Genomic DNA, 22,628 nt, shown 5'->3' on the forward strand with positions numbered 1-22,628 from the left:
CTTCGTCTCCTCTCGCGCTTAGTTATAGGTCATCCACTACAGTTGACATAGAGCCTTATAATACTATTTCTTATCTTTTTTGTCTCTTAGAATATTTTTTTAGCATGGGAATGAGATTGGAAATCTGCTCACTTCTAATGACCAGCACGCCGTATTCCTGACAGCGATTGGCATAAGCTGGATTGATTTTCCCCGTACAGACAATTAACTTGAGGCAACTCTCCCCAGCAAAATGATTGGCGTAGACTTCTAGTTCGTTGATGGCTTCAACTGATAAATCTGTCATCTTGCAGGAGATAAAGGTAATCGAGCGGCCCTTTCTCAGAATAACATCAATCTCATTTTGAACATTGTCTGCCTCTGGAAAGATGCCATTCCAATCAATCTCACCGCCTATCATGCACTCATCAAACAGCTGAGATTCAAGCGCCAAGAGATAGAGATATACCTCTAAAATATGTCCCTTATTGCGGCAAAAGACTTGAGCTTCTTGACTTGGAAAGCTGTAGGCTACTCGCTTCTTGTCTTCACTTTCCATACAAAGCATCCCCGCTTCCACAAGTAAAGGGATGAGGGATTCTGGATAGTGATAATACCTGCCATTGTTTTCCAGTATTTTTTCGGTCTCAGCATGCAGGTCATTGGTCTTAGCTAGAGAGAAAAATTGGGTCACTTGATACCAGTGGGCAGGATTGGCAATGGCAGAGCTGGCTAGTTTTTTGATGGCTGCAATTTGCTGAGCTGAGTGGATAGGGCGTTTTGATTTGAGCATTTTTCCACCACGCAAGGCTATCAGCTGTTGGATGCTTAGGGTTGGAATGTCCAAGTCTTCTTTTTCCAACTGGCCATCTACCCACTTGTATTGTTTTCCTCGCTCGACATCCATAGCAACGATGGGGAGGTGACGATCCAAGCCGTATTGATAGAGGGATAAGGCTAGTAGCGAATCCCCACCAAAAACATCGAGAAGGACTTGGTCGTAACCTGCTAGGCAATAATCTAACTGGTCCTCTAGTTGTTCTAAGGATAACTGACGAAAGGTCACTCGTTGGATATGAGGCACCTCATCCATGATAAACTGACGGAGGGAGAGCTTCTCTTCATTGCTTATTTTCGTCAAAGATAGAAAAAGAATCTCGTCACAATCACTGATAAAGGCTTGGTAGACATTCTTTTCCAATACATGCCGATCATACAATTCCACCAAAAGACTCGTCATTCGACCACCTCCATCATAAAGACTTTCTTGCGCTGAGAGTATCAGCAATACAGCCCAATTGCTCAGATTTCCTACTTCTAGTATAGCATAAAATCCTGCTCCCCCCAATCAACCAACGCAAACAAAAACGAATAGAAACCTTGCAAGGTGGTTTCTATTCGCTTGTAGATGTTTATTTTACTTGACTTTTTTGGCTAGCATGGTCGCAAATCGGAGTTGAATGCGATTGCCATTTTCATCACGACGGTGCAGATGGCCTGGGTTTTCATTATACTTGACCAATTCCCAATCCTTGTAGTAGTCGGCTAGCTCCCCTTCTTTAAAGGTGAATGGGAAGTTGACTGAGCAAGGATAATCCTCCGTATCCATGGCACAGACGATAAGATTGTAGCCACCGACCGTGGTGTGCTCCTGCATATTTTGGATAATAGCTGGAATGCGGTCCGCTTGTAGGAACATCAGAACAACTGTCGATACGATGAAATCATAGGCTTGGCTAATGCTGGCTGAATTGATATCATAAAGTCCGACAGGCATGTCTAGATCCTCTTGCTCTACGATGCTTTGCAAGATTTCAAGGGACAATTCATTTTGATCAACAGCTGTCACATCAAAACCATTCTGTGCGAGAAAGAGAGAGTTACGCCCCTGACCACAACCCAAATCCAAGGCTCTTCCAGGTTTCACTGTCTGCATAGCCTCTAGAACCTCTGAATGGACTGGATTAGTCTGGTATTTCTTAGGGAAATAATCCTCAGGTTTACAATAAAATTCCAAGTACCATTCTACATCGTCTGTTGCAGCCTCTACTCGGTGCCAGGCTTGCGGTTGTGCCATGGGATTGTCAGCCCCTGCCTCAAAGAGGTGCTCAGCTAGAACCTCACCATCTTCAGTCAACTCAATAAACTTGAGTACCCCCTTCAAGACAGTAATTTTTCCCCAAGTGCCGACTTTAGTATTGTGCTTTTGCTGAACTGCTTCAGGCATGGTCTGTTTATTCCACAAGGGCATCCGTTTATAGGCAATTAATTTTTCCATTTTACTTTCTCTTCTTAACGCTGGTTGACAGCTTTCATCACACGCGCGATGTCGCGGTTTTGTTCACGACGCTTGATAGACTCCCGTTTATCATAGTCATGTTTCCCTTTGGCAAGTCCTAAAAGGAGTTTAGCATAACCATCTTTGAGATAGACTTTGAGGGGTACAAGGGTCATTCCTGTCCCTTTGGTCTCTTGTTCCAATTTTTGAATTTGCTTCTTATGGAGTAAGAGTTTGCGACGACGTTCTGGTTCCTGGTTCCAGATATTGCCCTCTTCGTAAGGGGCAATATGAACATTGCTCAGCCAGACTTCCCCATTTTTTACTTGGGCAAAGCCGTCCTTGAGATTGATTCGAGCAGCTCGAACGCTCTTGATTTCAGTTCCGGTCAGGACCATTCCTGCCTCTAGCGTATCTACGATTGTATAGTCGTGGTGCGCCTTTTTATTTTGTGCGATGACCTTTCCCTCGCCCTTTGCCATGCTTGGCTCCTTTCTTAGCTACTTCTTTGTAAAAAGGTTTCTTTCCCTTTTTCTTCTTGTCTTTTTGTGAATGCTTGTGCTTATCATTTGAGCGCCCTGATTTTCTCTTGTCTTCCTTCTTATCCGAACGACGACTTGAACCACGACCCCTGTCTCTGCGACCAGCTTGTTTCAAGCCCTTTTCGATGACATCAAACTCACTTGGAATATAAGAGAAATCAATCTCTCCCGTCATCTTATCGGCTCTTTCAACTCGAATTCGAATTTGCTGTCCTACACGGAAAGTTGTTCCTGATTTTTCCCCACGAAGAGTCAAATCCCGTTCATTAAAATAATAAAATTCAGGCAAATTGGTAATGTGAATCAATCCTTCGACTGTATTTGGCAATTCAACAAAGAGACCGAATTTGACGATGCTGGATACAACCGCATCATACTCTTCGCCCACGTATTCTTCCATGTACTCAGCCTTTTTCATGGCTTCGACTTCACGCTCCGCCTCGATGGCACGACGCTCACGGTTTGAAGACTGGGTCGCAATCTCTGGAATCACTTGTTCAAAATGCTCTGCTATTTCCTTAGAACGGTCGTAATCCCGAATCATTCGATGGACAAGGAGGTCTGGATAACGGCGAATAGGGCTGGTAAAGTGAGTGTAATAATCAGCAGCAAGACCATAGTGACCATGATTGTGCTCTGAATAGCGAGCTTGTTGCATAGAACGGAGAAGCATCATAGACAATACATCCGCATAGGGTTCTCCCTCAACAGCACGCATGATGTCTTGAAGCGCCTCCTGACTCATCTCACTGGCAGTCCCATAAATCCGCAAACCAAAGCTCGAAGCATAATCAATAAACTTCTGAACTTTTTCAGCCTTGGGCTCCTCGTGAATCCGATAAATGAAAGGTAGGTCCAGTTTACTAAAGTGCTCGGCAACCGTTTCATTAGCAATCAACATGAAGGACTCAATCATCCGCTCAGCAACACCACGCTGACGAAGAACGATATCCACAGGCTTACCTTTTTTATCCACTAGAATCTTTGCTTCACTGGTATCAAAATTAAGGGCACCACGTTTCTCGCGCATGCTTTCTAGCCTTTCATGAAGCTTGGCCATGAGCTCGATACTAGGAACAATTTTCTTAAACTCTTGTCTTTTTTCCTCGTCACCTGCTAGGATATCATTAACAGCGCTATAGGTCATACGAAAACTAGTCTTGATAACTGTTTGTGTAATGGTGTAATTAACCACACGACCGTGTTTATCAATTTCCATAATAGCAGACTGGGTCAAGCGATCGACTTGAGGATTGAGGGAGCAGATACCATTTGACAGTCGTTCTGGAAGCATTGGAACTACACGGTCTGTCACATAAACAGAAGTCGCGCGGTTAAGGGCTTCCTTGTCAAGTGCAGAACCCTCTGTCACATAGTAGGAAACATCTGCAATGTGAACTCCGAGTTCTAGATTACCATTTTTCAAAGGCTTGATGTGTACCGCATCATCCAAGTCCTTAGCATCCGCACCGTCAATGGTAAAGGTGATTTCATCTCTCAGGTCCAGATGCCCTTCCATATCCTTTTGAGACGGAGCATCTGGTACACTTTCTGCTTCCTTGAGAACAGCTTCTGGAAATTCTGAGACAATATCCATGGATTCCAAGACTTCAAGAACGTCAATCCCAGCATCAGTCGAGTGCCCAACCACATCAAGGACACTAGCGACAAAGAAATCATGTTTCTTACTTGGGTATTTGTCGATAAAGACCTTGAGAACTTCAGTACCTTCCAACTTGATAGCCGGTTTCTTCACATAAATCGGTTGGCTGATTTTCTGATTCTTTGAACGAATGTAGCCCGCATACTTGGGCTTTTCCTGATCCAAAACGATTTGCCCGACAACTGTCGTCAGGCTATGTTCTAGGATATCAATAATTTTGGCTTCTGCAGCAGTTCCCTTGTTACGGTCAGCGACTTTCTTAATCACGACCTCAACGGTATCACCATCAATGGCATAGTTGACATCGTTTTTTCCTACAAAAAGATCGTCCTCTTCGCCTTCTAGACTGACAAAGCCAAAGCCGTTTTTATGGGCATGAAAAATCCCTTTGAGGGTAATTTCATGTTTCTTCTTTTGGTCCAGACATAAACTACCATCATCTTCAAAACGAATCTGGTGCTTTCTTTCCATCAGAGACAGGGTTTTAATCAACTCACGGAAATCCTTGGACCCATCCTTTCCGAGAGCCTGAGCTAGATCGTTTACCGTCACTCGCCCCTTCTCTTGCAAATATTCTTTAATTTTATCTTTCATGTTTTCTTTCTAGATTTTTATAATTTTTTGAGTGATAACTTTAGTAAACATCATTCAAAATAAAAATAGGCTAAGACCTAGTCTCGCCCATTTCTTATCTACTTGATAATACCGTCAATGCTAAGGCAATGGCTAGCCAGAAAAAGACTAAAATACCTGTCAAACGTTGCATCACAGCTTCAAAACCACGCGCTTTACTACGTTCAAACAAATCACCTGAGCTGGCATCAAATACATTGCTGGATTGGTTCTTAGTTGGTTGCATGAAAATCGCAATCACAATCACAACAGATAATACTAATAAAATGGTTAACAATAGGTTATACATATCAAACTCCTTAAAATCCCTATTATTTTACCATAAATTCTACTTAGATTCAAGATGTAAAGTTACTTTTCTTTCCTTTGGACAATATTTTAACACCTCAATCTTGTCTGGATGGGTTTTGGAGTTCTTACTGGTTAGATAATTCATGCTGCCACAAGAGGAGCACTTGAGATTGATTTTTACTCGCACTAGATTTCCTTTACTTTTAATAATGATCTAAATTGCACTATGTTACATAAACAACTGAAAGCCACACAGGCTGCTGTCGCATAAAAGACAGCATGGTAGCCCAAATATCCTGCAACTGCGGATCCCGCCATAGGTCCGATCACTCCACCAAGGTAAAAAAAGACTTGGTTGAAGGCGAAAATCCTTGAAATACCTGATTTTGGAGTCATTTTGCTGAGAAGGGCATTGACTCCTGGTATGAGAGCTCCCGTTCCCAAACCAAAGAGAAAACGATACAAGCCAAGTTGAAGGGGGCTGGTTGCATGGGCACAAAGAAGGTAAATGATGACGGAATAAATCTGCGCCACTATCAGAAGTCGATGATTCCCTAGCTTATCACCAAGATTTCCCATCACTCCAGCGCTCATCATACTAGAAAATCCCATGCTGGATACGATCAATCCTGATACAAAGAGGAGATTCTCAGTCTGCCCTAAGTCCCGCACATAGAGAGCTAAAATGGGGCCAATTGATTGAGCTGAAAATTGAATGACAAAGCTCGTCAAAAATAGGTTTACTAAAAGCCTAGGATACTTGAAAGAAGAAAATACTTCTTTCGTTGGGATAGCCTTCTCCTTAGTAACTGGCTGAAAATCTTCCTTGATAAAGAAAATGGTTAGGATTGCAGCTAAAAATAAGAAAGCACCTACCAATAAAAAGACATTACGAATGCCAAAAATTTCAGCAATAAAGCCTCCAACAAAGGGACCCGTCAATGTTCCTGCAACAACACCTGTAGATAGAGTCCCCAGAGCCGCTCCAGACTTATCTTTAGGTACCTGACTAGCAATCAAGGCTGTCGCATTGGGGACAAAACCAGTAAATACACCATTGAGCAAGCGCAAAAAGAGTAGCCAATAGATATTTGGCACAAAGGCCAAGCCTCCCATGGTAATGGTCATGGCAAGGCCTGCTCGAATCATCATGGGTTTTCGACCGTACTTGTCAGCAAGAATACCCCAGATGGGAGAAACTAGAGCTGCTGAAACAGCCGAAACTGAGATGGCTAATCCAGCATAAAAAGCAACTTGGTCTCCTTCAATTCCCAACTGTTCTACAAAGATAGGCATGAAAGGAACGACCAAGGAAATGCTGGCGCCCGTTAGAAAACTACCAAACCAGGCGACACGAAGATTCTCTTTCCAACTAATCTCTTGCACAGCTATCGCCTCCTTCAAGTAACTTCACTACTTGACTCACAAGCTGATCACGACTGCCATTATTATCTAGTATATGACTCGCTAATTTTTTTTTTTCTTCTAAAGACCACTGGGCGGCCAAACGAGACTCTGCTACTTCCTTAGAAAGATGATCCCGTTTCATGAAACGTTCCACCTGAACATCTCGATCCACATAGACCAGCCATGTCTCATCAAACCAGGCACTGTAGTCCTGTTCAAAAAGTAGGGGAATATCCATGAAAAAAATCGCTTCTGTCTGGGCTAACTGGTCTCTCAGTGCAGCCAATTCCTCACGAATAATCTTTCCTTGGGTTTGCTTAGACCATTCCCGCTCCTCAGGATTTGAAAAGATGAGACTAGCCAGGAGAGGGCGATTGAGTTCTCCATTTTCAAGGATGATTTCCTGCCCAAAGTGCTGAACTAAGAGCTGATAAAGACGACCACCAGGTCTCTGTAGTTGGTGGACGACTGCGTCAGCATCCACCACTTGAAAGCCTTGCTCTCTTAGGAAATTTGTCACAGTTGACTTACCAGAAGCAATTCCTCCTGTGATTCCGATGATTTTTCCCATCAGCTCCTCCTTTGACACTGAGGACAAAAATGAGTGCCCCTTCCACCGAGCTGGAATTTCTCAATCATTGTCCCACAGCGGGAACACGCTTGCCCAGTCTTATCATAGATCTGATGGAAATCCTGCATGGTTCCGTCTTCCCCAAAGGCATTGGTATAGGTCCGAATGGTGGAACCACCCTTTTCAACAGCCTGTCCCAAAACAGCAATGATCTGGTCATGGATGGTTGACGCTTCTTCTGCCGTCAAAGTCTGGGAAGGTCTAGCTGGATGGACCTGCGCTCGCCAGAGGACCTCATCCACATAGATATTACCAAGACCAGCTACCAAGGTCTGGTCTAAAAGGTGTGATTTAATAGGCTTTTTAGACTTGGCTAGGGCAGCTTGAAAGACCTGCAAATCAAAGTCCTGCTCTCTTGGCTCAGGGCCTAGTTTCTTAGAAATAAAGTAGGCATCCAAAAGGTCGGGTGCCAAGAGTTCCATAGTACCAAACTTGCGCACATCCTCATATACAAGAGTGCCACCATCTTCAAACCGAATCAAAACATGGGCATGCTTGCGTTCAGGAACCTGGTCAAGATAGTAAAAATACTTTCCCTCCATTCGCAGATGTGAAATCAAGACCTTGTCTGTCAAGTAAAAAAGCAAGTATTTGCCACGACGTCCCATTGACTCGATAATCTGACCAGGCACTTCCTTTCGAAACTCGTCCAAATCCGTCTTGATCATCTTAGGATAAGTAATCTCTATATTAGAAATCTTCTTTCCCAAGATCAATTTTTCTAAGCCACGACGAACCGTTTCAACCTCAGGTAGTTCAGGCATAGTTCCTCCTTCTGTAAAAACAAGAAGCAGGCATGAGCCCACCTCTACTTAGTATTCTTTTTCATTATAGCCAAAGTCAGCCAAATCTAGCTTTTTATCACGCCAGTTTTTCTTGACCTTGACCCAAGTTTCTAGGAAAACCTTGTCTCCTAGCATGAGTTCGATATCACGACGGGCCAGACTACCAATTTTCTTGAGCATGGCACCACCTTTTCCGATGATAATTCCTTTTTGGCTATCACGCTCGACCATGATGGTTGCACGGATGTGAACCTTGTCTGTCTCTTCATCACGCTTCATAGAGTCAACTACTACGGCAACTGAGTGAGGGATCTCTTCACGAGTTAAATGAAGAACTTTCTCACGAATCATCTCTGAAACCAAGAAACGCTCAGGATGATCTGTGATTTGATCAGCTGGGAAATACTGGAAACCTTCCTCTAAATTTTCACTCAGAATATCGATTAGATGAGAAACATTATTACCCTGAAGGGCTGAGATAGGAACAATTTCCTTAAAGTCCATCTGGTTACGGAAATCATCAATCTGAGCCAAAAGCTGGTCTGGATGGACCTTGTCAATCTTATTCACCACCAGAATAACAGGAACCTTGGCAGCTTTCAGACGCTCGATAATCATGTCGTCGCCCTTACCACGTGGCTCATCAGCTGGCACCATGAATAGAACAGTATCCACTTCACGCAGAGTACTGTAGGCAGATTCTACCATGAAATCTCCAAGAGCCGTCTTAGGCTTGTGAATCCCCGGCGTGTCGATAAAGACGATTTGCTCCTTATCCGTGGTGTAAATCCCCATGATTTTATTGCGCGTTGTTTGCGCTTTGTCACTCATAATGGCAATCTTTTGCCCCATGACGTGATTTAAAAATGTTGACTTCCCAACATTGGGACGTCCCAAAATAGCTACAAAGCCTGATTTAAATGTCATAATTTCCTCTTATTGTTTAAAATAGTATATTCCAAATACGTGGGATAAAGATAAGTGCACCTGTCACCGCAGCAAAAAGAGAGACCACTAGCACGGCACCTGCTGCCATGTCCTTGGCTTTCTTTGCTAACATAGAAAAGTGATAGTGACTGGCTAAATCCACTACATTTTCAATAGCAGAGTTAATAATTTCAAAGGCTACTACCAAGAAAATGCTCATTAGGAGAAAGAGCCATTCAATGCGTGACACCTGAAAAACAAAACCTGCAAGGATGACTACTAGAGCCGTCACTGCATGTTTTCGCATATTGCGTTCTTCCTTGAAAGCAGTCAGAATTCCTGTAAGAGCAAATTCTAAACTAGATACCAAGTCACGATTTTTCCATTTTCGTTTATTGTCTTGTGAGTCCATAGGCTGTCAAAATTTCTTCTTGTAAACCGAACATCTCCGCTTCTTCTTCCGGAGTGTAGTGATCGTAGCCGTTAATGTGTAAAAAGCCGTGTACTGCCAAGAAGCCCATTTCACGCTCAAAGCTGTGACCGTATTCGTCAGCCTGCTCATGCGCTTTATCGATAGAGATGAACAGTTCCCCAATATAGGCATCAAACTCAGACATCATCTCTGCTAATTCAGGATTTTCAAGCAAATCTTCTTCATCAAAGGCAATGTCCAACTCTGGCTTATACTCAAGGCTGATAACATCTGTCGGACGATCCGTATCACGGTACTCGAGGTTGAGTTCGTGGCTACGCTCGTTGGTCACAAAAGTGACTGCCATCTCCTTGTCTTCTTTTCCTATTTTTTGGGCTGCAAATCCCAAAATTTCTTGGGTTTGGTGCAAGATTTCTTGTGAAACTTGACCAGTTTCATCTACCATTTCAATATACATGTACTTCTCGATTCTCTTTACTTGGCTTTATTATACCATATTTCCATGATTTTATTCTACCTTTTTGATATAATACTATGGAATACAATCACAAGGAGAGAACGATGTCATTTGACGGATTTTTTTTACACCACATGATTGAGGAATTGCGAAGAGAGTTGGTCAATGGTCGCATCCAGAAAATCAATCAACCTTTTGAACAAGAGTTGGTCTTGCAAATCCGCAGCAACCGCCAAAGCCATCGCCTGCTCCTCTCTGCCCATCCCGTTTTTGGTCGCATTCAGCTAACCCAAACGACTTTTGAAAATCCAGCCCAACCTTCGACTTTTATCATGGTTTTGAGAAAGTATTTACAAGGCGCCCTGATTGAGTCAATTGAGCAAGTGGAAAATGACCGTATCGTGGAAATCACGGTTTCCAATAAAAATGAGATTGGGGACCATATTCAGGCTACCTTGATTATCGAAATCATGGGGAAACACAGCAATATTCTCCTCGTAGATAAAAGTAGCCATAAAATCCTCGAAGTCATCAAACATGTCGGCTTTTCGCAAAATAGCTACCGCACCTTGCTTCCAGGATCAACCTATATCGCTCCACCAAGTACTGAGTCTCTCAATCCTTTTACCGTCAAGGATGAAAAACTCTTTGAAATCCTGCAAACCCAAGAACTAACAGCAAAAAATCTCCAAATCCTCTTTCAAGGTTTAGGACGCGATACGGCAAATGAATTAGAAAACATTCTTGTCAGTGATAAACTGTCTACTTTCCGTAACTTTTTCAGTCAAGAAACCAAGTCTTACCTAACGGAGACTTCCTTCAGTCCAGTTCCTTTTGCGAATCGTGTAGGAGAGCCTTTTACCAGTCTTTCTGACTTGCTGGACATCTACTATAAGGACAAGGCTGAACGGGATCGCGTCAAACAGCAAGCCAGTGAACTGATTCGTCGTGTTGAAAATGAACTTCAGAAAAATCGACATAAGCTAAAAAAACAAGAAAAAGAGTTACTAGCGACAGACAATGCTGAGGAATTTCGCCAAAAGGGTGAATTGCTGACAACCTTCCTCCACCAAGTGCCTAATGACCAAGATCAGGTTACCTTGGACAACTACTACACCAACCAACCTATCACCATTGCGCTTGATAAGGCCTTGACCCCCAGCCAGAATGCTCAACGCTATTTTAAACGTTACCAGAAACTCAAAGAAGCTGTCAAATACCTGACTGAACTGATTGAAGAAACCAAGGCTACCATTCTTTATCTAGAAAGTGTCGAGACCGTCCTCAACCAAGCTGGACTGGAGGAAATCGCTGAAATCCGCGAAGAATTGATCCAAACTGGCTTCATCAGAAGACGCCAACGCGAGAAAATTCAGAAACGTAAAAAACCAGAACAGTATCTGGCGAGCGATGGTAAAACCATCATTTATGTCGGTCGAAACAACCTGCAAAATGAGGAATTGACCTTTAAAATGGCCCGCAAGGAGGAACTTTGGTTCCATGCCAAGGACATCCCTGGAAGCCATGTCGTCATCTCAGGAAATCTCAATCCTTCTGACGAAGTCAAGACAGATGCGGCGGAACTGGCTGCCTATTTCTCCAAAGGGCGCTTGTCAAATCTAGTTCAGGTAGATATGATTGAAGTCAAGAAACTCAACAAACCAACTGGTGGCAAACCTGGCTTTGTAACCTACACAGGACAAAAGACCCTCCGCGTTACACCAGACCCAGAAAAAATCGCATCTATGAAAAAATCCTGATTTCACTTGAAAACAGGATTTTCGTTTACAATTTACTCTGCAATCAAGGTTTCCAAACCAACCTTCATCATATCAGTGAAGGTGTTTTGGCGTTCTTCTGCAGTGGTGTCTTCATCTGGATTGACCAAGCTATCAGAAATGGTCATGATAGCTAGCGCATTAACATGGTATTGGGCAGCAAGATAGTAAAGGGCTGCTGCTTCCATTTCGACAGCTTTAACTCCCCATTTACCAAGTTCGATGTTCTTTTCAAAGTAGTTTGAGTAAAAGACATCAGATGACAAGACGTTTCCAACGTGGGTTGTCATACCGAGTTCTTTAGCGATATGGTAGGCCTTGTCTAACAAATCAAAACTAGCGATTTGTGGAAAATCATACTGTGGCCAGTCGTTGCGGATGATGTTTGAGTTGGTTGCAGCTGCTTGCGCCAAAACCAATTCACGGACGTGGACATCTTCATTCAAAGAACCAGCAGTTCCCACTCGGATTAATTTTTTCACACCGTAGTCCACAATCAACTCACGCGCGTAAATCAAAATGGATGGCATCCCCATCCCAGTTCCCATGACAGATACACGGTGGCCCTTGTAAGTACCAGTGTAACCAAACATGTTACGCACTTCGTTAAAACAAACAGCATCTTCAAGGAAATTCTCCGCAATAAATTTCGCACGAAGAGGATCCCCAGGAAGAAGAATTTTATCAGCAATTTCACCCTGCTTAGCAGCAATATGGATAGACATAATTTATGATACAAAGAGCGAGAAGAAAACGACTGAAAATTAGGAATCTGACGAGAAATCCTGATTTCTCAGTCAGATTATCTATTTTCCAAGTTTTCCGCTCGTGTTCAAATCAGAACACTTCACTCTACCTTTCTTTTTGTATATTTAGGATAGCGACAGAGAACAAAGTAAAAATAGGAAACTGACGAAGCATCGCAGATGCTAGACAGTTTATCTTTTTTACACAGTTCTCCGCCCGTATTCAGTTCAACAAATACGGTTTACCCATCCTTTCTTTCTTGATTTTAAATTTAAATATTTTGCAGAACAGTTAGCCCAAGTTTGACTATAACTCAGATACTCTGGATTTCTGTAGTTCCTAGTTTACCAATGAATCTAAAAATGCATACAGTTTTGCATTCATTTCGGAGTAATGATTTTCACGTAATTCTTCTGGTGTTTGAACGAAAGTGAACTTTTCACTTTGCTCTCTTAATTGCTCCTCACCATCCGCAGTAATTAAGAGTTCTACTGCTTCGGGATCAAATTCCAAATGAGCCTGAAAGGCATAATGTTTCGGACTGAAGCGAATAATTTGGCGTGGACAACCTTGACTGGTCGCAAGAACAACAGCATCCTCTGTCAGCCCTAGCATATCACCGTGCCAGTGGCCGGTTTCTAAGTTTTTTCCGAACAAGCTGACGTGAGGATCTGTTAGACCTTGCATCGTCAATGTCACAGGATAAACTCCGATCTCGCGTTCTGGACTATGTTCATACTTCGCACCATAGGCAACAGATAGGAGTTGCGCACCAAGACAGACACCAACAATATAAATATCTGCAGCAATCGCTTCTTTCATAAAAGCAAGCTCAGCCTTTGGATCATAGTATGGGAAGTTTTCTCTATCCTCATCAGGTGATTGAGGACCACCCATGACAATCAGAAAATCAATCCCGTCAATTGTTTCAGGAAGAGGTTCTTTTTCATAAACCTTTGTTGATGTAATTTGATGACCTCGTTCTATAGCCCATTTTAGATATACGCCTGGAACCTCAAATGTCTCATGTAAAATAAAGTGAACTCTCATGACATTACAATTCAGCAAGAATCGCTTTAAGCAAGCCTTTGAAGTCGCCTTTAACACGTTCAGTCACTTCTACAACTTCTTCGTGGTTGAGTTCTTCTTGGAAACCTGCAGCATGGTTAGTAATACATGAAATACCGAGAACTTTCAAGCCAGAGTGGGCTGCCACAATCACTTCAGGAACTGTAGACATACCAACTGCATCTGCTCCCAATGTCTTATAGGCACGAATTTCTGCTGGGGTTTCATAAGTCGGACCGGTTACACCGATATAGACACCTTCATCAAGCTTGATACCAAGTTTCTTAGCAACTTCATGGGCAGTAGCACGATATTCTGGAGTGTAGGCTTTAGACATATCTGGGAAACGTGGACCAAAATCATCCAAGTTTTCACCCATCAATGGGTTCTGACCCGTCATGTTGATATGGTCTGAGATAGCCATCAAGGTACCAGGACCATATCCAATACCACCAGCCGCATTGGTTACAATGACACCTTCACAACCGAGGACTTTCATCACACGAACTGGGAAAGTCACGACCTCAAGAGGATTGCCTTCGTAGAAATGAAAACGACCTTGAAGAGCCAAGACCTTACGGCCTGAAAGTTCACCATATACCAATTTCCCAGCGTGTCCGACAACTGTTGAACGACCCCAGTTTGGAATGTCTGCATAATCTACTACAACTGGATTTTCGATTTCTTCTGCCAATTCTCCAAGTCCTGATCCAAGGATTAGACCGAACTCAGGCGCTTGGATTCCCTTGTCTTTCAGGAAAGCAGCTGTTTCCTTGATTTTATCTAAAAATGTCATTGTGTATCTCCTTTATTATTTTTTAGCATTTGACCGATTTTGTCAAGGGTTTTTGCGTTGCGAATGGTGATGTTGCGATAAAAAGGCATCTTGAGCAAGTACTTATGATAGGCAGTTGCATAGTAGGATTCCTCAGAGAATTTTCCCCAGAAAATCCCAAGTCTTCCAAAATGAACCACTTCATCTTTCAGTTCCAAACTGTTCACTTTCTCGATGACTTGATCCACATCCAAGCTCTCCGTGTAGAAGAGCACATCCTTTCGTGCCAAATCTTTGGTCCACCATTGAGGCAGATTTTCAAGTTCCTCTTCAAAGTCCTCAAGACTCAACAAGGAAAAGCTCTTAATAAATGGATAATGAATTTCAAAGAAAGCCTCTAACTTTTCAACCAATTGGGCTTTGGGAGCTGTCGAAGTAAAGAAAATGTTGCCACTGTTGATGTAGGTTTCAACCTTTTCCAGTCCCAACTCTGTCAGTTCTTGACGAAGTTGCGCCATGACAACTTTATTTTTCCCACCTACATTAATGCCCCTTACCAGTAAAGCATATCGCGTCATCTTATACCAATTTATCTAAGAAACTTTCCCCAATCATGGCAGTTTCCACACCAAAGTTATCCGCAACTGTCGCTGAGATATCTGCAAAATGTCCAACTGGAATGACACCATTTCCCTTAAAGCTAGGGCTGTAAGCTAAAAGTGGAATATATTCACGAGTATGGTCAGTTCCAGCATAGGTTGGATCATTTCCATGGTCAGCAGTAATCAAAAGAAGATCATTCTCTCTCATGGCAGCGATAATTTCAGGCAAGCGCTCATCGAACTCATGCAAGCAATCACGGTAACCGTGAGCATTGCGGCGGTGACCGTAAAAGGCATCAAAGTCTACCAAGTTTGTGAAGGAGAATCCTTTTTCAAACTCAGCAAGTCCCATGGTCTTCAATAATGTATCAATTCCGTGGCTGTTTGACTTGTTGTGGCCCATGTCATGGTTAATACCCGCACCGTTAAAGATATCGTTTATTTTACCAACAGCGTACGTATCGATGCCAGCTTCGTTCAATTTATCCAAAACAGTTGGTGCAAATGGAGAAACGGCTAAGTCTCGACGATTTGCCGTACGAGTGAAGTTACCTGGTTCACCAACATACGGACGAGCAATGATACGGCCTAGAAGGGCAGGACGTTCAAGTGTAATTGAACGAGCGTATTCACAGATACGGTACAATTCATCCAAAGGAATAATATCTTCGTGGGCAGCAATCTGCAAAACTGGGTCAGCTGAAGTGTAGATAATCAACTCCCCAGTTTCCATCTGACGTGGTCCAAAATCATCGATAACAGCCGTACCTGAGTAAGGTTTGTTGGCTTCACGAATGACCTTACGTCCTGAAAATTCTTCGATTTTTGTCAAGATTTCTTCTGGGAATCCGTTCCAGAAAGTATCGAAAGGCTCGGTAATATTGAGTCCCATGATTTCCCAGTGACCAGTCATGGTATCCTTACCAAGGGAAACTTCTTCCAATTTTGTTGCATAACCTGTTGGATTGCTTTCAGCTGGTACAGTCTTAAGCGGCGTTTCGCGAGGAATATTTCCTAGACCGATTTTGGCCATGTTTGGCACATTCAAACCAACTGTTTTTGAAATGTGTCCCAGTGTGTCAGAAGCTCCGTCTGGGACCCCTGCATTGACAAAGTTATTGGCATCTGGCGCAGCACCGATTCCCACAGAATCCAGTACCACCAAGTGAATACGATTAAATTTTGACATAGTCTGTCTCCTTATTATTTTAGTTATCTTGCTTTTGTTGAAGTTAAAATCTGAACACCATCTCGTCTCGCTACGATGACCTTATCCACCATTTGGTTGAACAAGCCGTGCTCTACGACACCAACGACATGGTCCAATTCTTGTCCGAAAGCAATCGGATCTTCAATGACATCCAAGGCTAGGTCAATGATAAAGTTCTGCATATCGGTCACAAAACGTTGGCCATCTTTTTCACGGAAACTTGGTTTGTAGCCAGCTCGCTCAAACCGACGAAAGACCTGTTCTGCACCATACTGAACCACTTCTACTGGCAATTTAAAAGCACCTAGTTTCTCTACCAGTTTGCTTTCATCTACCACCCAAATGTATTCTTTTGAGGGCGTTGCCACAATCTTCTCCATCAGAAGGGCACCACCTCCGCCTTTGATTCCGTTAAACTGGCTATCTACTTCATCCGCCCCGTCAACTGTCACATCGACAAAGTCCACTTGATCAATCGACTTTAGTGGGATGTTTAGTTCTTCAGCCTGTTTACTGGTCACACTGGAAGTTGTCACAGCAGTAATCTGCAAACCTTCTTCCTTGATCCGACGACCTACTTCCTCTACGAAATAGTAGGCAGTTGATCCAGTACCGAGTCCAACAATCATACCATCCTTGACAAACTCAGCAGCCTTGATACCTGCCATCTTTTTCAGTTTCTCCACTTAAACACCTCCATTAAAGATCTATTTTTATTATAACATGTATCCGTTTTTATTTCATGGATACACTGGAAAAACCCGAACATTTTTATTTCGGGTTTTGGTGTCCTATTTAACCATATCAGGATCATAATCATAGAATCCTGTGTCGAGGAAACGGTTTTTAGGGTGTAACTTGCGCACTTCCTCATCTAACAAGAAAGCGTGATCATGACTGAAATTCCCCTCTTGTATCAAGCCACACGCCTGAATAAAGAGTTTAGCAATCTCCACAAAGTTCTGACCTGGGGTGTAGAGTCCCTCTAGCTTCCAGTGAGTGAAACCATGTTCTACCAATTCTGTCAATTTGGTCATCAAATCAAGGTCGTTATTTGCAAAGATGTGGGTACCATGATTATCTTCAAAGATAGAGTAATGGCTCTCTGGGTCACTCGGTTCTGCCAAGAAGAGGTCACGTTTACGTGTCTTTTCATCATCGATATGCGTAAAGTTATAGTAGTTTTGTAAGAGCGGACGCTTAGAATGGTGAATGACACTAGCTCCGTAAACCAACACTTCAGCAGGAATTTCCAAAATCTCAGGCATCTTGAAGAGCTCAGCAGATGGAATTTCACGCGCCAAAACCGCCTCAGATGCGCCAGCCTTTTGTCCCCAGAAGTTAATTTGACGACTACTTGTTACCATGGTTGAAGCATCGTAGATAGTCTTGAAGGAATAGCCATCACGATTGACCACGTAAAAGACACCTGCATCCCCAACAGTAATATAGTCTGTCTTGATTTCTTCCAAGAAGTCTAGGAAGGGCTTGATGCGGTCCATCATATCTTGGTGCATGAGGGCGTTGACTGCAACGATCAACTCCTTACCCCCATCATGAACGAGCTTAGCGATGGTGCGCAACTCGTCATAACTAAAGGTTGTTGGCAGACGAAGGCCAAAATCTTTCTCACCAACATAGATACGATCTACGCCAGCTTCGAGTAGTTGTTTAACTTGTTCAATACTTTCAGCAGTTGCTGTAATGATAATCTTTTCCATAAGAAAAATTATACCACATTTCTCAAAAATCAGCTATGGTTACTGAGAGTTTCACAAAAAGTTAAACTTGTTTCTATCTTTCCCAATCAAAAAAGTGAACAGCAACTTGTACCATTCACTCTATTTTATGCATGTGTTTCTTCAACTAGGTGGCCATCGTTCATGACATAAATACTATCAACCTTATCAAGAAGGCGTGTATCATGTGTAATCATGACAACTCCTCTACCTTGTTCATGGGCAATGGCAGCCAGCATCTCCGTTACTTGGTAAGCACGCTCGGTGTCAAGACTGGCTGTCGGCTCATCTGCAAGAACGATACTCGGATTGTTATAAAGCGCTCTAGCAATCGCGGCACGTTGACGTTCGCCATCCGATAGAGCCTTGGGATACTGATCCTGGACCTTTTCCAAATCCAACAAGTCAAACAGCTCTTTTCGGTCACTTTTACTATTTTTTCCCTTATCCAGTCTGTCTATCAAGTCAAGCTGTTCCTTGACCGTTAGAAAAGGAATTAGGTTTGAAGCCTGGAGAATGAAACCAAACTCTCTAAAACGGAGATCTGTTTTTTCCTTCTCCGTTAAACTGCCTGTTTCCTTCCCTTTGACTAGAATCTTTCCACTCGATGCCTCCTGTAGTTGTCCTAGAGTTGTTAGAAAGGTCGTCTTTCCAGATTCTGAAGGCCCAACGATAGCTACGAACTCTCCTGCATTTAGCTGAAAATTCGTCTCATGTAAGTCTACGACTTTCATCTTTCCTTCCCCGTAGGTTTTTGTCACTTGAGTCATTTCAATCAATGCTGTCATACTATTCTCCTTATCACTCTGCAATCGCAGTAATCGGGTCCACCTTTAACAAACGTGGAAGTGAAATGACACAACCTAGAAGAGCCATCAAGCAAATTACCAAACTTAGGACAGAGTAGGCTATCCAACTTGGATAGAAAAAGAAGGTAGCTGGTAAGACTAAAATCACTCCTCCGATTGCCAGCAAGGCTAAAGCAATCCCCATACCAGCTAGGAGGAAGATTTGACAGAACAGAGACCATACAATGGTTTTGATCTGTATCCCCTGAGCCCGCATTATTCCATAAAGACCTAGTTCTTGGATGGTAATGATATAAACAAAAATCCCCACAATCAAGCCTGTGATAACAATCATAGCAAGAATCATTCCTGAAAATACATTCACCTGAGGTGTGTAACCAGGAATTTTCGATATCATTTTTGGGATGGAAATCTGTTTCAGTCCGTCACCAGCCACTTCTATGTCATTTTTCAATACCAAGGCAGAGATGGAACGATTGGCTTTCAAGGTTCCTTGTAAGGTCCAATAAGTTGTCAGACTCGTAAAGACAACAGGCTCGGTGAAAAACTTATTTCCTTGAGTCAGGCCTACAATCTTGTAACTTGCCTCGCTTCCATTGAGCTGAATGGCATCACCTAGCTTCATCCCATAGTTCTCAAAAGACTGATCCACGACAACCTCATCATCTCTTTCAGGATAACGACCCTCCGTCAAACTAGGAGAGATAAAAGAGTCCCAGTCTTGAGCAAAATGGAAACATTGACCTTTTCACCACCATCGACTAGATTTGTCACAGCAAACATATAGCCCAATGGAGCAGCCTCTTCAGAATTCTTATCCTTGTAGTCCTTTTCAGGAATAAAAGATGCCGTCAAATTATCATTTGCATAGTCGGATAAAATGACACCCGTCGCTTGCCAATTATCAATAGCTGCTCGGTTGTTTCGCACAAGACCGAGAGCTAGACTGGTCATAAAAAAGACCATAAAAGCGATAAGAAAAATGGTCGTTAAGATCAAACTATATCGAAGTTTGTTTCGTAATATCTCTTTGATAGCAAGATACATGCTTATCTCCTTTAACATTTCCCAGAGGTAGCAAAAAGCCCCCCAGTTCAATAGACAGAATCTCTGTCTTATCATCCATTCAAAACAACTCCTATCAATACTCTTCAAAAGTATCCAGGTAGCAACTCAACAAATCATCTTAGGAAAAGCCTCAGCTTGCTATCAATTTATATAAGTTATCCTTACCTTTCTCAATATATTTATAATTAAGAAGGTCAGGTCATCTGTTTTAAGTGTAACATCCATGCTATCATTTTCTCTAGTGGGTGGGTGTCAAGAAGAGAGACTTAGAAGTTGATAAGAGACTTTAGTAGTTTTGTAACAATTCTGTAATAATTCTCTGCATAAAAAATGATAAAATAGTTATGTACTGTTAAGGAGAGAATCATGTCCGCAAGAAAATTAGAAGCTTATGAGTTTGAACAAGCTCCCGAATCGAAACAAACTCCGCTTTACCAAGATTACACACCAGAAGCCCCAGTCGGCCCTAATCTAAAAGAGATTTTATTTTTTGTAAATATCGCTTGTTTCTGTATTTTTATGGCACTTTTTAGTTTTATCTTTTTAGCTATAAAATTAAATACAGCTTTATCCTTTGTCGCTGCAATGGGTCTTAGTTTTGCCCTTTTACAACTTCAACGAAAGATAATGAAACGAAAATTTTCAAAATAAAGGTTGGCACTACTACCAACCTCTTTTCTAGTTATCAAAAAAGACAGTTATCTAACTGTCTTTTTTATTTATTCTTACGTTTTGAAGGAGATTGAATAGCGATCTTAACTTCAAAAATTGTTCCTCTAGGTTTGTTATCTTTCACGCTAATCGTTCCTCGCAAAGCGTCAACAATCTGCTTGGCCAAAGATAGTCCAAGACCAAAGCCACCTTTCTGACGGGTTCTCGCTTTGTCTACACGGTAAAATCGGTCAAAGATTTTCTTCTTGTCAGGAGCTGAGATTCCAATCCCATTATCTGTCACTGTTAGATAGAGATGGCGATCTGTAGCATGAACTACGAACTCAATTTTCCCATCTTCTTCGGTATACTTGATGGCATTGTCAAATAAGATGGTCATGAGCTGTTTTAGGAGCAACTGATCGGTCATGAAGGGACGATAAATCCGATTTTCATACTCAAAAATACGATCATTTTCAGAAGCAATCAACTCATAGTTAGCAAAGGTCGTCTTAAAGAACTGTGGTGATACTTCTGCTATTTCTGGTTTGATTCCATCATCGCGACGTGCAAGGTTGAGGAGATTGGTCGTGAGGAAGCGCATGTTGCGAACTTCTTCAAGGCTCGAAGCAATACTTTCGCTGGATTCCATGATCGTTGCCTCTGGTTTTCGAAAGAGATTTTCTAAACGATTTTGTAAAACAGCCAAAGGCGTTCTCAGTTCGTGACTGGCATTTTCAACAAAGGACTTCTGCTTTTGCATACTTTCCAGCAAGGGTTTGACACTGACGCGTGCCAAGTAAACACTGGCAATTAAAGACAGGAGCCAGAAACTAGCCATGACTACAACAATTAAATGCTCGTGGTTTTGGCTGATTTGCTCGAGCTGGCTGGTATTGATTAAAACTGCAGCATATTTGACGTTGCTTGAGACGGAAGATGAGTTGGTTTCCATCAAAATCATCCGATAGGTTTCTTCCTGACCATAGCTATTGACAACTTGGATTTGCCGAATGTGATTCAACTCTTTTTTGTCCAGCTTGATCTTGTCCAAACCTAAAAAACGGTTCCCTAGTAAGAGTTGGTTAAAATCCTTGTCAAAGAGCAAGACTTCCGTATTGGAGCTGACATTGGGTTTGATTTCAGCCTTGCTGGCATCCGCTGTTGCTGGTTGAATATCCTTGACCTCTTCAGTTGCCCGATTCAGGGCTAACTGGATAACCGCTTGGGGGCTGCTACTAAGGGCTTGGAGTTTTTCATCTACAGAAGTATAGAGACTCGAGTGCATGACCTGGAGGATAATCAAGGTCATCGCAGAGAAGATCAGGGTGAACACTCCAAAGTTTCGAATGAAATAGCTGAAATCATCCGCATACCATGTTTTTTTTAGTTTATTGAACATCTTTTAAAATATACCCGACACTACGCAAGGTTTGAAGATTTTCAGCAAAGGCTGTTCCCTTCAATTTCTTACGAACTTTTGAGACATAGACTTCTACAACGGAAATCGTCGTATCGCTATCAAATCCCCATAGACGGTCAAAAATTTGCGTCTTAGGAAGAATAACATTTTGATTTTGAAGGAAATAAACCAATAACTCAAACTCTTTTCCGAGTAGTTCCACAGGAGTATCTTCCACTTTCACTTCATTCGTTGAAAGGTTAACGACAATATCCCCATAGGTCAAGGTGTTTTCGTTAAACTTACCTGAACGTTTGAGAAGGGCTTGGATCCGCATTTTGAGTTCTTCTAGGTAGAAAGGTTTGGTGAGGTAGTCATCCGCTCCCAACTCAAAACCATGTCCCTTGTCATCCAAACTCTCTTTGGCAGTCATGATAAGGACTGGTGTGGTAATTCCTTTTTCGCGCAATTCTTTCAAGACTTGGAAACCATTTTTTTCTGGCAACATCAGGTCAAGCAAAATCAAGTCATAGACGCCACTCTCAGCTTCGTAGAGACCTTCTTCTCCATCAAAAACCTGCATAACATCTGCAAAATCATCTAAAAAGTCAAATACTGAGTTTGACAGGCCTAGGTCATCTTCTACTAATAAGATTTTTATCATCAGAAACTCCTCCTTGTTATGATTATTATACCAAAATTGCCTTAAAAAAACTCAACTCTCTCTTCTTTTAAGATAGAAAGTTGAGTTTT

At 42.3% G+C, this 22,628-nt stretch carries 24 protein-coding genes and 1 pseudogene; 2 read left to right on the forward strand and 23 right to left on the reverse strand.

The annotated features are described in order from the left end of the window. Window positions 1–70: 70 nt before the first annotated feature. The 12 genes from Q4A91_RS06045 to ybeY all read right to left on the reverse strand — a co-directional run bounded on the left by Q4A91_RS06045 (window position 71) and on the right by ybeY (window position 10,026). Window positions 71–1,219: a hypothetical protein gene (locus Q4A91_RS06045; RefSeq protein ID WP_303210369.1), complete on the reverse strand. Its 1,149-nt coding sequence runs from the start codon at window positions 1,217–1,219 to the stop codon at window positions 71–73. A 177-nt stretch (window positions 1,220–1,396) separates the two neighbouring features. Further along, entirely contained in the window at window positions 1,397–2,257 is an 861-nt protein-coding gene (gene tehB, locus Q4A91_RS06050; RefSeq protein WP_303210370.1) for an SAM-dependent methyltransferase TehB, read from the reverse strand. A gap of 14 nt (window positions 2,258–2,271) precedes the next feature. Then, window positions 2,272–2,739, reverse strand: a complete 468-nt coding sequence (gene smpB / locus Q4A91_RS06055) for an SsrA-binding protein SmpB (RefSeq protein ID WP_303210372.1) — start codon at window positions 2,737–2,739, stop codon at window positions 2,272–2,274. Continuing rightward, complete coding sequence (rnr, locus tag Q4A91_RS06060; protein WP_303210374.1) at window positions 2,702–5,056, reverse strand: ribonuclease R; 2,355 nt, start codon at window positions 5,054–5,056, stop codon at window positions 2,702–2,704. Before rnr ends, smpB begins: the two co-directional genes overlap by 38 nt. A gap of 94 nt (window positions 5,057–5,150) precedes the next feature. Next, the gene (gene secG / locus Q4A91_RS06065; RefSeq protein WP_000282517.1) at window positions 5,151–5,384 is read right to left on the reverse strand and encodes a preprotein translocase subunit SecG; all 234 of its coding nucleotides are present in this window, start codon (window positions 5,382–5,384) and stop codon (window positions 5,151–5,153) included. A gap of 39 nt (window positions 5,385–5,423) precedes the next feature. Next, on the reverse strand, window positions 5,424–5,573 hold the full coding sequence (gene rpmG / locus Q4A91_RS06070; protein ID WP_007519517.1) for a 50S ribosomal protein L33: 150 nt from the start codon (window positions 5,571–5,573) through the stop codon (window positions 5,424–5,426). Next, window positions 5,573–6,772, reverse strand: coding sequence for a multidrug efflux MFS transporter (locus Q4A91_RS06075; protein WP_303210718.1), 1,200 nt, complete (start codon window positions 6,770–6,772; stop codon window positions 5,573–5,575). Before Q4A91_RS06075 ends, rpmG begins: the two co-directional genes overlap by 1 nt. Next, window positions 6,759–7,364 carry a dephospho-CoA kinase gene (coaE, locus tag Q4A91_RS06080; RefSeq protein WP_303210720.1) on the reverse strand — a complete coding sequence of 202 codons (606 nt, stop codon included), beginning with the start codon at window positions 7,362–7,364 and terminating at the stop codon, window positions 6,759–6,761. Before coaE ends, Q4A91_RS06075 begins: the two co-directional genes overlap by 14 nt. After that, a complete protein-coding gene (mutM, locus tag Q4A91_RS06085; RefSeq protein WP_303210722.1) occupies window positions 7,364–8,188 on the reverse strand; it encodes a DNA-formamidopyrimidine glycosylase in 825 nt (274 codons plus the stop codon). The genes coaE and mutM overlap by 1 nt, the downstream gene beginning before the upstream one ends. 48 nt (window positions 8,189–8,236) lie before the next feature. Then, window positions 8,237–9,136, reverse strand: a complete 900-nt coding sequence (era, locus tag Q4A91_RS06090; protein WP_303210724.1) for a GTPase Era — start codon at window positions 9,134–9,136, stop codon at window positions 8,237–8,239. A gap of 16 nt (window positions 9,137–9,152) precedes the next feature. After that, window positions 9,153–9,548, reverse strand: a complete 396-nt coding sequence (locus Q4A91_RS06095; protein ID WP_303210726.1) for a diacylglycerol kinase family protein — start codon at window positions 9,546–9,548, stop codon at window positions 9,153–9,155. Then, window positions 9,529–10,026: an rRNA maturation RNase YbeY gene (gene ybeY, locus Q4A91_RS06100; protein ID WP_303210728.1), complete on the reverse strand. Its 498-nt coding sequence runs from the start codon at window positions 10,024–10,026 to the stop codon at window positions 9,529–9,531. Before ybeY ends, Q4A91_RS06095 begins: the two co-directional genes overlap by 20 nt. Window positions 10,027–10,130: 104 nt before the next feature. Between ybeY and pavA the strand changes: the two genes are divergently transcribed. Beyond that, entirely contained in the window at window positions 10,131–11,786 is a 1,656-nt protein-coding gene (gene pavA / locus Q4A91_RS06105; protein ID WP_303210730.1) for an Rqc2 family fibronectin-binding protein PavA, read from the forward strand. A gap of 32 nt (window positions 11,787–11,818) precedes the next feature. Here pavA and deoD read toward each other — a convergent pair whose 3' ends face one another. The 9 genes and pseudogenes from deoD to Q4A91_RS06150 form a co-directional block, all read right to left on the reverse strand. Next, window positions 11,819–12,529 (reverse strand): purine-nucleoside phosphorylase, encoded by a 711-nt coding sequence (gene deoD, locus Q4A91_RS06110; protein ID WP_303210732.1) that lies wholly within the window; start codon window positions 12,527–12,529, stop codon window positions 11,819–11,821. Window positions 12,530–12,890: 361 nt separating this feature from the next. Then, window positions 12,891–13,601, reverse strand: coding sequence for a gamma-glutamyl-gamma-aminobutyrate hydrolase family protein (locus tag Q4A91_RS06115; RefSeq protein WP_303210735.1), 711 nt, complete (start codon window positions 13,599–13,601; stop codon window positions 12,891–12,893). Between the two features lie 4 nt (window positions 13,602–13,605). Beyond that, on the reverse strand, window positions 13,606–14,415 hold the full coding sequence (locus Q4A91_RS06120) for a purine-nucleoside phosphorylase (protein ID WP_049505715.1): 810 nt from the start codon (window positions 14,413–14,415) through the stop codon (window positions 13,606–13,608). Further along, window positions 14,412–14,972: a DUF1697 domain-containing protein gene (locus tag Q4A91_RS06125; protein WP_303210739.1), complete on the reverse strand. Its 561-nt coding sequence runs from the start codon at window positions 14,970–14,972 to the stop codon at window positions 14,412–14,414. The genes Q4A91_RS06120 and Q4A91_RS06125 overlap by 4 nt, the downstream gene beginning before the upstream one ends. Window position 14,973: 1 nt before the next feature. After that, window positions 14,974–16,185, reverse strand: a complete 1,212-nt coding sequence (locus Q4A91_RS06130; RefSeq protein WP_303210741.1) for a phosphopentomutase — start codon at window positions 16,183–16,185, stop codon at window positions 14,974–14,976. A 23-nt stretch (window positions 16,186–16,208) separates the two neighbouring features. Beyond that, on the reverse strand, window positions 16,209–16,892 hold the full coding sequence (gene rpiA, locus Q4A91_RS06135; RefSeq protein ID WP_303210743.1) for a ribose-5-phosphate isomerase RpiA: 684 nt from the start codon (window positions 16,890–16,892) through the stop codon (window positions 16,209–16,211). Between the two features lie 105 nt (window positions 16,893–16,997). After that, window positions 16,998–17,927, reverse strand: a complete 930-nt coding sequence (locus Q4A91_RS06140; RefSeq protein ID WP_303210745.1) for a peptidase U32 family protein — start codon at window positions 17,925–17,927, stop codon at window positions 16,998–17,000. Between the two features lie 125 nt (window positions 17,928–18,052). Continuing rightward, a complete protein-coding gene (locus tag Q4A91_RS06145) occupies window positions 18,053–18,733 on the reverse strand; it encodes an ABC transporter ATP-binding protein (protein WP_303210747.1) in 681 nt (226 codons plus the stop codon). 13 nt (window positions 18,734–18,746) lie between these two features. After that, a pseudogene (locus tag Q4A91_RS06150) lies at window positions 18,747–19,801 on the reverse strand (ABC transporter permease). A gap of 387 nt (window positions 19,802–20,188) precedes the next feature. Between Q4A91_RS06150 and Q4A91_RS06155 the strand changes: the two are divergent. After that, entirely contained in the window at window positions 20,189–20,473 is a 285-nt protein-coding gene (locus Q4A91_RS06155; protein ID WP_001276159.1) for a DUF3270 domain-containing protein, read from the forward strand. A gap of 64 nt (window positions 20,474–20,537) precedes the next feature. Here the strand turns inward: Q4A91_RS06155 and Q4A91_RS06160 are convergent, their stop codons facing one another. Together Q4A91_RS06160 and ciaR are read right to left on the reverse strand one after the other, a co-directional pair. Then, complete coding sequence (locus tag Q4A91_RS06160) at window positions 20,538–21,875, reverse strand: cell wall metabolism sensor histidine kinase WalK (protein ID WP_303210749.1); 1,338 nt, start codon at window positions 21,873–21,875, stop codon at window positions 20,538–20,540. After that, a complete protein-coding gene (ciaR, locus tag Q4A91_RS06165; RefSeq protein WP_000590630.1) occupies window positions 21,865–22,539 on the reverse strand; it encodes a two-component system response regulator CiaR in 675 nt (224 codons plus the stop codon). The genes Q4A91_RS06160 and ciaR overlap by 11 nt, the downstream gene beginning before the upstream one ends. Window positions 22,540–22,628: the final 89 nt, after the last annotated feature.

It is taken from the genome of Streptococcus sp. (assembly GCF_030528045.1).
GTDB lineage: Bacteria > Bacillota > Bacilli > Lactobacillales > Streptococcaceae > Streptococcus.